The organism is Pseudomonas sp. ChxA, from assembly GCF_030263855.1.
Classification (GTDB): domain Bacteria; phylum Pseudomonadota; class Gammaproteobacteria; order Pseudomonadales; family Pseudomonadaceae; genus Aquipseudomonas; species Aquipseudomonas fluorescens_CB.
Genome location: NZ_JARPMK010000001.1, coordinates 762,501 through 775,255 on the forward strand (window position 1 = coordinate 762,501; position 12,755 = coordinate 775,255).

Annotated in this window: 10 protein-coding genes, 4 tRNA genes and 2 rRNA genes (1 of these 16 only partly in view); all 16 read left to right on the plus strand. The window is 54.9% G+C overall.

Annotated features, from left to right (window positions below; translation table 11 throughout):
- A 23S ribosomal RNA gene (locus P5706_RS03250) occupies positions 1 to 1,793 on the plus strand (it extends 1,099 nt beyond the left edge of the window).
- Positions 1,794 to 1,949: 156 nt separating this feature from the next.
- Positions 1,950 to 2,065, plus strand: a 5S ribosomal RNA gene (gene rrf / locus P5706_RS03255).
- 222 nt (positions 2,066 to 2,287) lie between these two features.
- A complete protein-coding gene (gene birA, locus P5706_RS03260) occupies positions 2,288 to 3,247 on the plus strand; it encodes a bifunctional biotin--[acetyl-CoA-carboxylase] ligase/biotin operon repressor BirA (protein ID WP_285678553.1) in 960 nt (319 codons plus the stop codon).
- A complete protein-coding gene (locus P5706_RS03265) occupies positions 3,237 to 3,986 on the plus strand; it encodes a pantothenate kinase (RefSeq protein ID WP_285678554.1) in 750 nt (249 codons plus the stop codon). The genes birA and P5706_RS03265 overlap by 11 nt, the downstream gene beginning before the upstream one ends.
- Positions 3,987 to 3,993: 7 nt before the next feature.
- A complete protein-coding gene (locus tag P5706_RS03270; protein WP_200432043.1) occupies positions 3,994 to 4,440 on the plus strand; it encodes a hypothetical protein in 447 nt (148 codons plus the stop codon).
- 142 nt (positions 4,441 to 4,582) lie between these two features.
- Positions 4,583 to 4,667 (plus strand) — tRNA-Tyr (locus tag P5706_RS03275).
- Between the two features lie 24 nt (positions 4,668 to 4,691).
- A tRNA-Gly gene (locus P5706_RS03280) sits at positions 4,692 to 4,765 on the plus strand.
- A 26-nt stretch (positions 4,766 to 4,791) separates the two neighbouring features.
- A tRNA-Thr gene (locus P5706_RS03285) sits at positions 4,792 to 4,867 on the plus strand.
- A 161-nt stretch (positions 4,868 to 5,028) separates the two neighbouring features.
- A tRNA-Trp gene (locus P5706_RS03290) sits at positions 5,029 to 5,104 on the plus strand.
- Positions 5,105 to 5,149: 45 nt separating this feature from the next.
- The gene (gene secE, locus P5706_RS03295) at positions 5,150 to 5,518 is read left to right on the plus strand and encodes a preprotein translocase subunit SecE (RefSeq protein WP_003194658.1); all 369 of its coding nucleotides are present in this window, start codon (positions 5,150 to 5,152) and stop codon (positions 5,516 to 5,518) included.
- Between the two features lie 9 nt (positions 5,519 to 5,527).
- Positions 5,528 to 6,061, plus strand: a complete 534-nt coding sequence (nusG, locus tag P5706_RS03300) for a transcription termination/antitermination protein NusG (RefSeq protein ID WP_285678555.1) — start codon at positions 5,528 to 5,530, stop codon at positions 6,059 to 6,061.
- Positions 6,062 to 6,178: 117 nt separating this feature from the next.
- Positions 6,179 to 6,610 carry a 50S ribosomal protein L11 gene (rplK, locus tag P5706_RS03305; RefSeq protein WP_003176435.1) on the plus strand — a complete coding sequence of 144 codons (432 nt, stop codon included), beginning with the start codon at positions 6,179 to 6,181 and terminating at the stop codon, positions 6,608 to 6,610.
- On the plus strand, positions 6,610 to 7,305 hold the full coding sequence (gene rplA / locus P5706_RS03310) for a 50S ribosomal protein L1 (RefSeq protein WP_003232403.1): 696 nt from the start codon (positions 6,610 to 6,612) through the stop codon (positions 7,303 to 7,305). Before rplK ends, rplA begins: the two co-directional genes overlap by 1 nt.
- A 199-nt stretch (positions 7,306 to 7,504) precedes the next feature.
- The gene (rplJ, locus tag P5706_RS03315) at positions 7,505 to 8,005 is read left to right on the plus strand and encodes a 50S ribosomal protein L10 (protein WP_056861893.1); all 501 of its coding nucleotides are present in this window, start codon (positions 7,505 to 7,507) and stop codon (positions 8,003 to 8,005) included.
- 78 nt (positions 8,006 to 8,083) lie between these two features.
- Complete coding sequence (gene rplL / locus P5706_RS03320; RefSeq protein ID WP_010566858.1) at positions 8,084 to 8,449, plus strand: 50S ribosomal protein L7/L12; 366 nt, start codon at positions 8,084 to 8,086, stop codon at positions 8,447 to 8,449.
- Between the two features lie 219 nt (positions 8,450 to 8,668).
- Positions 8,669 to 12,742: a DNA-directed RNA polymerase subunit beta gene (gene rpoB / locus P5706_RS03325; RefSeq protein ID WP_200432044.1), complete on the plus strand. Its 4,074-nt coding sequence runs from the start codon at positions 8,669 to 8,671 to the stop codon at positions 12,740 to 12,742.
- The last annotated feature ends 13 nt before the right edge of the window (positions 12,743 to 12,755 follow it).

Below are 12,755 nucleotides of genomic sequence, written 5' to 3' on the forward strand. Positions count from 1 at the left end.
CGAGTCGGCCTGCGCGGAAGATGTAACGGGGCTCAAACCATACACCGAAGCTACGGGTATCACGTAAGTGATGCGGTAGAGGAGCGTTCTGTAAGCCTGTGAAGGTGAGTTGAGAAGCTTGCTGGAGGTATCAGAAGTGCGAATGCTGACATGAGTAACGACAATGGGTGTGAAAAACACCCACGCCGAAAGACCAAGGTTTCCTGCGCAACGTTAATCGACGCAGGGTTAGTCGGTCCCTAAGGCGAGGCTGAAAAGCGTAGTCGATGGAAAACAGGTTAATATTCCTGTACTTCTGGTTATTGCGATGGAGGGACGGAGAAGGCTAGGCCAGCTTGGCGTTGGTTGTCCAAGTTTAAGGTGGTAGGCTGGAATCTTAGGTAAATCCGGGATTCTAAGGCCGAGAGCTGATGACGAGCTAACTTTTAGTTAGCGAAGTGGTTGATGCCATGCTTCCAAGAAAAGCTTCTAAGCTTCAGGTAACCAGGAACCGTACCCCAAACCGACACAGGTGGTTGGGTAGAGAATACCAAGGCGCTTGAGAGAACTCGGGTGAAGGAACTAGGCAAAATGGCACCGTAACTTCGGGAGAAGGTGCGCCGGTGAGGGTGAAGGACTTGCTCCGTAAGCTCATGCCGGTCGAAGATACCAGGCCGCTGCGACTGTTTATTAAAAACACAGCACTCTGCAAACACGAAAGTGGACGTATAGGGTGTGACGCCTGCCCGGTGCCGGAAGGTTAATTGATGGGGTTAGCTAACGCGAAGCTCTTGATCGAAGCCCCGGTAAACGGCGGCCGTAACTATAACGGTCCTAAGGTAGCGAAATTCCTTGTCGGGTAAGTTCCGACCTGCACGAATGGCGTAACGATGGCGGCGCTGTCTCCACCCGAGACTCAGTGAAATTGAAATCGCTGTGAAGATGCAGTGTATCCGCGGCTAGACGGAAAGACCCCGTGAACCTTTACTATAGCTTTGCACTGGACTTTGAATTTGCTTGTGTAGGATAGGTGGGAGGCTTTGAAGCGTGGACGCCAGTCTGCGTGGAGCCAACCTTGAAATACCACCCTGGCAACTTTGAGGTTCTAACTCAGGTCCGTTATCCGGATCGAGGACAGTGTATGGTGGGTAGTTTGACTGGGGCGGTCTCCTCCTAAAGAGTAACGGAGGAGTACGAAGGTGCGCTCAGACCGGTCGGAAATCGGTCGTAGAGTATAAAGGCAAAAGCGCGCTTGACTGCGAGACAGACACGTCGAGCAGGTACGAAAGTAGGTCTTAGTGATCCGGTGGTTCTGTATGGAAGGGCCATCGCTCAACGGATAAAAGGTACTCCGGGGATAACAGGCTGATACCGCCCAAGAGTTCATATCGACGGCGGTGTTTGGCACCTCGATGTCGGCTCATCACATCCTGGGGCTGAAGCCGGTCCCAAGGGTATGGCTGTTCGCCATTTAAAGTGGTACGCGAGCTGGGTTTAGAACGTCGTGAGACAGTTCGGTCCCTATCTGCCGTGGACGTTTGAGATTTGAGAGGGGCTGCTCCTAGTACGAGAGGACCGGAGTGGACGAACCTCTGGTGTTCCGGTTGTCACGCCAGTGGCATTGCCGGGTAGCTATGTTCGGAATAGATAACCGCTGAAAGCATCTAAGCGGGAAACTAGCCTCAAGATGAGATCTCACTGGGACCTTGAGTCCCCTGAAGGGCCGTCGAAGACTACGACGTTGATAGGTTGGGTGTGTAAGCGCTGTGAGGCGTTGAGCTAACCAATACTAATTGCCCGTGAGGCTTGACCATATAACACCCAAGCAATTTGTTTCTCGAGAGAGCATCAGATTGCGGTGTGTGAAGACGAGATGAACCGAAAGTTCGACGCTCACAAAACACCGAAAGCTGTCACATACCCAATTTGCTGAAGCGAAGCCAGCTGGCTACGACTCAGTACCCGAATTTCTTGACGACCATAGAGCATTGGAACCACCTGATCCCATCCCGAACTCAGTAGTGAAACGATGCATCGCCGATGGTAGTGTGGGGTTTCCCCATGTGAGAGTAGGTCATCGTCAAGATTAAATTCCGAAACCCCTGATTGCTAACGCAATCAGGGGTTTTGTTTTGGGCGCTCGTCTAGGCGTAAATCTCGCTCACGAGTGGGGTTAATCACAACTGGCCCAGGCTGAGATGCGACGAAAGCCCGCTTTGCAGCCGCCTCCAGGGCTAAATCCTGTCCTTTCTATGCAATGACCTTGCGCATGGCTATCATGCGTGCCTCATTGTGAGGCGATGCTTGCATGCTGACGTTGTTAACACTTCTGAAAGATGGTCGATTCCACTCCGGAGAGGCGCTGGGTGCTGCCCTGGGTGTCAGCCGCAGTGCTGTTTGGAAGCAGCTCCAGCATCTGGAGTCTGAATTGAACCTGCCCATTCATAAAGTCCGCGGCAGGGGGTACCAGCTAGCATCTCCATTGGTGTTCTTGAGCGCTGAAGAAATTCAAGAGCATGCACCTGCTTTGGCGTGGCCTGTTTACATCTCTGACTCCATAGACTCCACCAACGCCGAGGCTTTGCGCCTCGTCGACGCTGGTTGCGCAGCGCCGTTTCTGGTGCTTGCCGAACAGCAAACGGCAGGAAGGGGAAGGCGGGGTCGTAAGTGGGTCAGTCCGTTCGCTCAAAACCTGTATTACAGCCTTGTATTGCGCATTGACGGCGGGTTGAGGCAGTTGGAGGGGCTTAGTCTTGTCGTCGGATTGGCAGTCATGCAGGCCCTGCGTGAGCTAGGTGTCCAGGGTGCCGCATTGAAGTGGCCGAACGACGTCCTGGTTGGGCAGAAAAAAATTGCCGGTATCTTGTTGGAATTGGTCGGAGATCCCGCCGACTTTTGCCACGTTGTCCTCGGTGTAGGGATCAACGTAAATATGCAGAAAGCCTCAGAGGTCGATCAGCAGTGGACGTCGGCGCAATTGGAGACGGGTTCCCCTGTCGACCGTAATCACTTGGTCGCACGTCTTGGGCTGCAACTGCAAAGTCACCTGGAGCGACATAAGGCTTTCGGTTTTGCTGCGCTTCAGGAAGAGTGGGAGCGAAATCATTTGTGGCAGGGTAAGGCTGTATCTCTTATCGCGGGTGTTAACCAGATTGATGGTGTGGTGCTGGGTGTTGATCACCAGGGCGCGCTGCGGCTGAGCGTCGCGGGCGTCGAGAAAATATACAGCGGCGGTGAGCTAAGCCTGAGGTTGCGTGATGATTCTTGAGCTCGACTGTGGGAATAGTTTTATCAAGTGGCGTGTACTCGATTCGCCTGCGGCCAAGGCGTCCGCTGAGGGTGTTGTCGGTTCGGACCTCGAGTTGATCGAAGGTCTGATAGCGATTCCGGGGCTCTCATTGACGCGCTGTCGCCTGGTAAGTGTTCGGGCCTCCGAGGAGACCGGCCAGTTGGTTGAGGCATTGCAGGGGGCATTTGGGGTTGTTGTGTCTTGTGCTGTCTCAGCGAGAGAGGCGGCGGGTGTACGTAACGGCTACGAAGAGTTTGAGCGCCTTGGGCTAGATCGTTGGTTGGCAATGCTGGGCGGTTTCAAGTTGGCATCAGGTGCGTGCCTGGTGCTCGATTTCGGTACCGCAGCCACTGCGGACTTTATTGCTGCCGATGGTGAGCATCTTGGCGGATTCATTTGCCCAGGGATGCCGCTCATGCGCAGCCAGTTGCGAACGCACACGCGCAAGATCCGCTATGACGATATTGCGGCAGAGCAGGCCTTGGCGCGCCTCACGCCAGGGCGCACAACCGTTGAGGCCGTTGAGCGAGGTTGCACGCTGATGCTCAGGGGGTTCGTCTTGACCCAGCTCGAATTGGCTCGAAGCTATTGGGGGGATAATTTCACCGTCTTTCTGACTGGCGGGGATGCGGACCTCGTCTCTGATGCTGTGCCTCAGGCTCGTTTCGTTCCTGATCTCGTGTTTGTTGGCCTGGCGATGGCGTGCCCTTTGTCCTGAGGTATTTATGCGTTGGCTGTTTCTGCTTTTGCTCGTTCTCAATGCCTTCTATTACATCTGGCATCAACAGGAAGCCCCGTTGCGTGCTAAAGATGTAACGCCTCTGAGCCTTTACAAGGGCTCTCAACAGGATATTCGCTTATTGAGTGAGTCCTCTGGCCCCATGGCCCGGCGTGACCGGGCAAAGGCGCCTGACGTACAAAATACCTGTTTATACATCGGTGGCTTTGCTGACCAGCGCCAGGCGCTGTCGGTCGAGCAGCGCCTCATAAGCCTGGATATAAAGGCCAAAGTGCAGCTGCTCAATACGCCTGATGCCTCCGGCTATTGGCTTCGTGTCGCCCCTGAAAGCAGGAGGCTGGCCGACGATCTGCCGTTTGAAAACCTTGCTAAGGAATTCAATGAGTTAAAACATAAAATAATGTTGTGCGAAGGCGTTGCAACTGTCGAATAGTTTGCATAGAATGGCGCCCGCTTCGCAGTGAAGACCTTTACGGTCTACAAGGTGAAGCGAAGGTCAACGCAGCTAACCTCATATTTTTAATGAGAAAATGCTTGACAGAAGGCCGGCGTGATGTAGAATGCCGGCTCGCTTAGGAGGGGTTCCCGAGCGGCCAAAGGGATCAGACTGTAAATCTGACGTCTACGACTTCGAAGGTTCGAATCCTTCCCCCTCCACCATTTTTAGCGTGAGCTGCAAGCTCCGCGGGTATAGTTTAGTGGTAGAACCTCAGCCTTCCAAGCTGATGATGCGGGTTCGATTCCCGCTACCCGCTCCAAGTTTGCAGGTTGTGCAATGTGTTTTGCTCTTGTAGCTCAGTTGGTAGAGCACACCCTTGGTAAGGGTGAGGTCAGCGGTTCAAATCCGCTCAAGAGCTCCATATAACAAGGCAGATATGAAAATATCTGCCTTTGTTTTAACAGCTGCCTCGGCTTGTTGGTGTTGCATTTGGTCTTGTTGCCAAGTGATTTCAGGTCTAGTGGGGTTGGTTGTTGTAAAGTCTTTTTCAGGCCTGCATAATGGTCGGCCTGATTTTGTTTTAGGTCAGTAGCTCAATTGGCAGAGCGACGGTCTCCAAAACCGTAGGTTGGGGGTTCGATTCCCTCCTGACCTGCCAGATTCACGTGGTGTGTCTGGCTTTCTTTTCACAGGATCTTCATAGATGACTCCTAAGGCTGAAGCTCAAAGCTCTCGTTTCGATCTCGTCAAGTGGCTCGCCGTAGTCGCATTGGTGGTCGTAGGCGTTGTTGGCAATCAGTACTACTCTGCTTCGCCGATCCTGTACCGTGTACTCGCTTTGCTCGCCCTTGCTGCTGTAGCTGCCTTTGTAGGCCTGCAGACTGCCAAAGGCAAGTCTTTCGCGGTCCTGGTAAAGGAAGCTCGCACCGAAATTCGTAAAGTCGTTTGGCCGACTCGCCAAGAAACCACGCAGACCACGTTGATTGTTGTGGCTGTTGTTCTGGTTATGGCGTTGCTGTTGTGGGGGCTTGATTCCCTGCTCGGCTGGCTTGTTTCCTTGATTGTTGGCTAAGGGTGTCCCGTGGCTAAGCGTTGGTACGTTGTGCATGCTTACTCGGGTTACGAGAAGCATGTTATGCGCTCTTTGCTAGAGCGCGTAAAGCTCGCAGGCATGGAAGATGGCTTCGGCGAAATTCTGGTTCCCACTGAAGAAGTGGTTGAAATGCGGAATGGCCAGAAGCGCAAAAGCGAACGCAAGTTCTTCCCTGGCTACGTGCTGGTTCAGATGGACATGAATGAAGGTACTTGGCACTTGGTCAAGGACACTCCTCGTGTTATGGGTTTCATCGGCGGTACTGCTGATAAGCCTGCTCCGATCACCGACAAAGAGGCGGAAGCGATTCTGCGTCGGGTTGCTGACGGTAGCGACAAGCCTAAGCCGAAGACGTTGTTCGAGCCGGGTGAGGTTGTTCGTGTCACAGATGGTCCGTTTGCTGATTTCAACGGTGCCGTCGAAGAAGTTAACTACGAAAAGAGCCGGATCCAAGTGGCAGTGCTCATTTTCGGTCGCTCTACTCCGGTAGAGTTGGAGTTCAGCCAGGTCGAGAAGGTCTAGCTGAGCAAGCATCCCAACCCCGCAGCCTTAGGCTGTGGGGTTTTGTCGTCACTGGGATAAACGCGCAAGTAACCGGGGAGCCTTTCGAGGCGTTTGAACCCGTAATTGGAGTGCCTCATGGCCAAGAAGATTACCGCTTACATCAAGCTGCAAGTGAAGGCCGCTCAGGCCAACCCAAGTCCACCTGTCGGCCCGGCTCTGGGTCAGCACGGCGTGAACATCATGGAATTCTGCAAGGCCTTCAACGCCCGTACTCAGGGTCTTGAGCCAGGTCTGCCGACTCCAGTGATCATCACTGTATACAGCGACCGTAGCTTCACTTTCGAAACCAAGTCGACCCCGGCTTCGGTTTTGCTGAAGAAAGCTGCTGGTCTGACTAGCGGTTCCGCTCGTCCTAACACCGTTAAGGTTGGCACCGTAACTCGTGCTCAGCTGGAAGAAATCGCGAAAACCAAAAACGCGGATCTGACTGCAGCTGATATGGATGCAGCCGTGCGTACCATCGCCGGTTCTGCTCGTAGCATGGGCCTTAACGTGGAGGGTGTGTAATGGCTAAGCTGACCAAGCGCCAAAAGGCTATCGCCGGCAAAATCGAAGCAGGCAAGGCCTACAACTTTGTAGACGCCGCTGCCCTGCTGACCGAGCTGTCGACTGTCAAGTTCAGCGAGTCCGTTGACGTTGCTGTAAACCTGGGTGTTGACCCACGTAAATCCGACCAGGTCGTTCGTAGCGCTACTGTGCTGCCACACGGCACTGGCAAGACTGTACGTGTTGCTGTCTTCACCCAAGGCCCGGCAGCTGAAGCTGCTCTGGCCGCCGGCGCTGATCGCGTTGGCATGGACGACCTGGCTGCCGAAATGAAAGGCGGCGACCTGAACTACGACGTAGTTATTGCTTCCCCGGATGCAATGCGCGTTGTAGGTCAGTTGGGTCAGATCCTCGGTCCACGTGGCCTGATGCCTAACCCTAAAGTCGGCACCGTAACGCCAGACGTAGCTACCGCGGTTAAAAACGCCAAGGCTGGTCAGGTTCGTTATCGCACCGACAAAAACGGCATCATCCACACCTCCGTTGGCAAAGTCGGCTTTGATGCCGTCAAGCTGAAGGAAAACGTTGAAGCCCTGATCGCTGATCTGAAGCGTATCAAGCCAGCTTCCTCGAAAGGTATCTACGTCAAGCGCGTTACCCTGAGCACCACTATGGGCCCAGGTCTGGTCATCGACCAAGGCTCGCTGGACGTATAAGAAACACGTTGGTGCGAGAGATCGCGCCAATTGAAAAAATTGGGGTCCCTGCCTGGCGGGGGCTATCCAAGACCGTAGGCGGCGCAAGCCTTAAACCTCAAGCCTACGCAGATGGTGCTCCCGGTTCCTTACCGAATCAGACACCAAAACGACATCCGGCTTCGGCCAGATGAAACGGTAACAAGCAGGAGTTAAACCCGTGGCAATTAATCTCGAAGACAAGAAGGCCATCGTCGCTGAAGTCAACGAGGCTGCCAAAGCTGCTCTGTCCGCTGTCGTGGCTGATGCCCGTGGTGTGACAGTAAGCGCTATGACCGGACTCCGTAAAGAGGCTCGTGAAGCTGGCGTATACGTACGTGTTGTACGTAACACCCTGCTCAAGCGCGCTGTTGCTGACACTGAATACAGTGTTCTCAACGACGTGTTCACCGGCCCGACTCTGATTGCGTTCTCCAAAGATCACCCGGGTGCTGCTGCCCGTTTGTTCAAGGAATTCGCCAAGAGTCAGGATAAGTTCGAGATCAAGGCAGCTGCGTTCGAGGGCAAGTTCCTCGCAGCTAACCAAATCGACGTACTGGCAACACTGCCGACCCGTAACGAAGCTATTTCTCAGCTGATGAGCGTGATTCAAGGCGCTACCAGCAAGTTGGCTCGTACTCTGGCCGCAGTTCGCGAGCAAAAAGAAGCTGCCGCAGCCTAAGGCTGAGCATCTCCTTTCGCGTATTTTTGTTTATTTCGATGGCCGCGTAGGCCGTCCCCCAATTCAGGAAATACAGTAATGTCTATCTCCCAAGAAGATATCCTCAACGCCGTAGCTGAAATGTCGGTTCTGCAGGTTGTTGAGCTGATCAAAGCTTTCGAAGAAAAATTCGGCGTTTCCGCTGCCGCTGCTTCCGCTGGCCCAGCTGTTGCTGCTGTTGCTGCTGAAGAGCAAACCGAATTCAACGTCATGCTGCTGGAAGCTGGCGAGAAGAAAGTAAACGTGATCAAGGCAGTTCGTGAACTGACCGGTCTGGGCCTGAAAGAAGCCAAGGCTGTAGTTGACGGCGCTCCTGCCCAGGTTCTGGAAGCAGTGTCGAAAGACGCCGCTGACAAAGCTAAAGCAGTGCTGGAAGAAGCAGGCGCTAAAGTCGAGCTGAAGTAAGCATCGACCTTGCGTCTCCAGCCCAAGCGTTAAGCTGAAGGCTGATGGCTGGTGGCTCTTGCCACCGGCCTTTTTCCGTTCTTGGCTGTCGACTCGGTCGCCGCCAATTACGCGCTGTAGCCACCCGATGCGGTGGTGCAAACCATGGGGTTTGCAAGATTTTCTGGCTGCTCCCGTCGGAGGGGCCAAACAAGCAGGTGACCAAGCTGGGGAACGCTGATGGCTTACTCATATACTGAGAAAAAACGTATCCGCAAGGACTTTAGCAAGTTGCCGGACGTCATGGATGTCCCGTACCTTCTGGCTATCCAGCTGGATTCGTATCGTGAATTCTTGCAGGCGGGAGCGACCAAAGATCAGTTCCGCGACGTGGGCCTGCATGCGGCCTTCAAATCCGTTTTCCCGATCATCAGCTACTCCGGCAATGCTGCGCTGGAGTACGTGGGTTATCGCCTGGGCGAACCGGCATTTGATGTCAAAGAATGCGTGTTGCGCGGTGTTACGTACGCCGTACCTTTGCGGGTAAAAGTCCGCCTGATCATTTTCGACAAAGAATCGTCGAACAAAGCGATCAAGGACATCAAAGAGCAAGAAGTCTACATGGGCGAAATCCCACTGATGACTGAGAACGGTACCTTCGTAATCAACGGTACCGAGCGTGTTATTGTTTCCCAGCTGCACCGTTCCCCGGGCGTGTTCTTCGACCACGACCGCGGCAAGACGCACAGCTCCGGTAAACTCCTGTACTCCGCGCGGATCATTCCGTACCGCGGTTCGTGGTTGGACTTCGAGTTCGACCCGAAAGACTGCGTGTTCGTGCGTATCGACCGTCGTCGCAAGCTGCCGGCCTCGGTACTGCTGCGCGCGCTCGGTTACACCACTGAGCAGGTGCTGGACGCTTTCTACACCACCAACGTATTCAGCCTGAAGGATGAAACTCTCAGCCTGGAGCTGATTGCTTCGCGTCTGCGTGGTGAAATCGCCGTTCTGGATATTCAGGACGAAAACGGCAAAGTGATCGTTGAAGCGGGTCGCCGGATTACCGCGCGCCACATCAACCAGATCGAAAAAGCCGGCATCAAGTCGCTGGAAGTGCCTCTGGACTACGTCCTGGGTCGCACCACCGCCAAGGTTATCGTTCACCCGGCTACAGGTGAAATCCTGGCTGAGTGCAACACCGAGCTGAACACCGAAATCCTGGCAAAAATCGCCAAGGCCCAGGTTGTTCGCATCGAGACCCTGTACACCAACGACATCGACTGCGGTCCGTTCATCTCCGACACACTGAAGATCGACTCCACCAGCAACCAATTGGAAGCGCTGGTCGAGATCTATCGCATGATGCGTCCTGGTGAGCCACCAACCAAAGACGCTGCCGAGACCCTGTTCAACAACCTGTTCTTCAGCCCTGAGCGTTATGACCTGTCTGCGGTCGGCCGGATGAAGTTCAACCGTCGTATCGGTCGTACCGAAATCGAAGGTTCGGGCGTGCTGTGCAAGGAAGACATCGTCGCGGTACTGAAGACTCTGGTCGACATCCGTAACGGTAAAGGCATCGTCGATGACATCGACCACCTGGGTAACCGTCGTGTTCGCTGCGTAGGCGAAATGGCCGAGAACCAGTTCCGCGTTGGCCTGGTACGTGTTGAGCGTGCGGTCAAAGAGCGTCTGTCGATGGCTGAAAGCGAAGGCCTGATGCCGCAAGACCTGATCAACGCCAAGCCAGTGGCTGCGGCGGTGAAAGAGTTCTTCGGTTCCAGCCAGCTTTCCCAGTTCATGGACCAGAACAACCCGCTCTCCGAGATCACCCACAAGCGCCGTGTTTCCGCACTGGGCCCGGGCGGTCTGACCCGTGAGCGTGCAGGCTTCGAAGTTCGTGACGTACACCCGACGCACTACGGTCGTGTTTGCCCGATCGAAACGCCGGAAGGTCCGAACATCGGTCTGATCAACTCCCTGGCCGCTTATGCGCGCACCAACCAGTACGGCTTCCTCGAAAGCCCGTACCGCGTGGTGAAAGACGCTCTGGTCACCGACGAGATCGTGTTCCTGTCTGCCATCGAAGAAGCTGATCACGTGATCGCTCAGGCTTCGGCCACGATGAACGACAAGAAAGTCCTGATCGACGAGCTGGTAGCTGTTCGTCACTTGAACGAGTTCACCGTCAAGGCGCCGGAAGACGTCACCTTGATGGACGTTTCGCCGAAGCAGGTAGTTTCGGTTGCAGCGTCGCTGATCCCGTTCCTGGAGCACGATGACGCCAACCGTGCGTTGATGGGTTCCAACATGCAGCGTCAAGCTGTACCAACCCTGCGCGCCGACAAGCCGCTGGTAGGTACCGGCATGGAGCGTAACGTAGCCCGTGACTCCGGCGTTTGCGTCGTAGCCCGTCGTGGCGGTGTGATCGACTCCGTTGATGCCAGCCGTATCGTGGTTCGTGTTGCCGATGATGAAGTTGAAACTGGCGAAGCCGGTGTCGACATCTACAACCTGACCAAATACACCCGCTCGAACCAGAACACCTGCATCAACCAGCGTCCGCTGGTGAGCAAGGGTGATCGCGTTCAGCGTAGCGACATCATGGCCGACGGCCCGTCCACCGACATGGGTGAACTGGCACTGGGTCAGAACATGCGCATCGCGTTCATGGCATGGAACGGCTTCAACTTCGAAGACTCCATCTGCCTGTCCGAGCGTGTGGTTCAAGAAGATCGCTTCACCACGATCCACATTCAGGAACTGACCTGTGTGGCACGTGACACCAAGCTTGGGCCAGAGGAAATCACTGCAGACATCCCGAACGTGGGTGAAGCTGCACTGAACAAGCTGGACGAAGCCGGTATCGTTTACGTAGGTGCTGAAGTTGGCGCAGGCGACATTCTGGTCGGTAAGGTCACTCCGAAAGGCGAGACCCAACTGACTCCGGAAGAGAAGCTGTTGCGTGCCATCTTCGGTGAAAAAGCCAGCGACGTTAAAGACACCTCCCTGCGTGTACCTACCGGTACCAAAGGTACTGTCATCGACGTACAGGTCTTCACCCGTGACGGCGTTGAGCGTGATGCTCGTGCACTGTCCATCGAGAAGACCCAACTCGACGAGATCCGCAAGGACCTGAACGAAGAGTTCCGTATCGTTGAAGGCGCAACTTTCGAACGTCTGCGTTCCGCTCTGGTAGGCCACAAGGCTGAAGGCGGCGCAGGTCTGAAGAAAGGTCAGGACATCACCGACGAAATCCTCGACGGTCTTGAGCACGGCCAGTGGTTCAAACTGCGCATGGCTGAAGATGCTCTGAACGAGCAGCTCGAGAAGGCCCAGGCCTACATCGTTGATCGCCGCCGTCTGCTGGACGACAAGTTCGAAGACAAGAAGCGCAAACTGCAGCAGGGCGATGACCTGGCTCCAGGCGTGCTGAAAATCGTCAAGGTTTACCTGGCAATCCGTCGCCGCATCCAGCCGGGCGACAAGATGGCCGGTCGTCACGGTAACAAAGGTGTGGTCTCCGTGATCATGCCGGTTGAAGACATGCCGCACGATGCCAATGGCACTCCGGTCGACGTCGTCCTCAACCCGTTGGGCGTACCTTCGCGTATGAACGTTGGTCAGATCCTCGAAACCCACCTGGGCCTTGCGGCCAAAGGTCTGGGCGAGAAGATCAACCGTATGATCGAAGAGCAGCGCAAGGTTGCTGACCTGCGTAAGTTCCTGCACGAGATCTACAACGAGATCGGCGGTCGCAACGAAGAGCTGGACACCTTCTCCGACCAGGAAATCCTGGATCTGGCGAAGAACCTGCGCGGCGGCGTTCCAATGGCTACCCCGGTGTTCGACGGTGCCAAGGAAAGCGAAATCAAGGCCATGCTGAAACTGGCAGACCTGCCAGAAAGCGGCCAGATGCAGCTGTTCGACGGCCGTACCGGCAACAAGTTTGAGCGCCCGGTTACTGTTGGCTACATGTACATGCTGAAGCTGAACCACTTGGTAGACGACAAGATGCACGCTCGTTCTACCGGTTCTTACAGCCTGGTTACCCAGCAGCCGCTGGGTGGTAAGGCTCAGTTCGGTGGTCAGCGTTTCGGGGAGATGGAGGTCTGGGCACTGGAAGCATACGGTGCTGCATACACTCTGCAAGAAATGCTCACAGTGAAGTCGGACGATGTGAACGGTCGGACCAAGATGTACAAAAACATCGTGGACGGCGATCACCGTATGGAGCCGGGCATGCCCGAGTCTTTCAACGTGTTGATCAAAGAAATTCGTTCCCTCGGCATCGATATCGATCTGGAAACCGAATAACACGTGACGCGAA

What these genes read in the sequence shown, in the direction of transcription:
- P5706_RS03270 (WP_200432043.1), top strand. Translation starts at nt 3,994, where the DNA reads ATGCGTTGGCTGTTTCTGCTTTTGCTCGTTCTCAATGCCTTCTATTAC.
- secE (WP_003194658.1), top strand. Translation starts at nt 5,150, where the DNA reads ATGACTCCTAAGGCTGAAGCTCAAAGCTCTCGTTTCGATCTCGTCAAG.
- rplL (WP_010566858.1), top strand. Translation starts at nt 8,084, where the DNA reads ATGTCTATCTCCCAAGAAGATATCCTCAACGCCGTAGCTGAAATGTCG.
- birA (WP_285678553.1), top strand. Translation starts at nt 2,288, where the DNA reads ATGCTGACGTTGTTAACACTTCTGAAAGATGGTCGATTCCACTCCGGA.
- rpoB (WP_200432044.1), top strand. Translation starts at nt 8,669, where the DNA reads ATGGCTTACTCATATACTGAGAAAAAACGTATCCGCAAGGACTTTAGC.
- P5706_RS03265 (WP_285678554.1), top strand. Translation starts at nt 3,237, where the DNA reads ATGATTCTTGAGCTCGACTGTGGGAATAGTTTTATCAAGTGGCGTGTA.
- rplA (WP_003232403.1), top strand. Translation starts at nt 6,610, where the DNA reads ATGGCTAAGCTGACCAAGCGCCAAAAGGCTATCGCCGGCAAAATCGAA.
- rplK (WP_003176435.1), top strand. Translation starts at nt 6,179, where the DNA reads ATGGCCAAGAAGATTACCGCTTACATCAAGCTGCAAGTGAAGGCCGCT.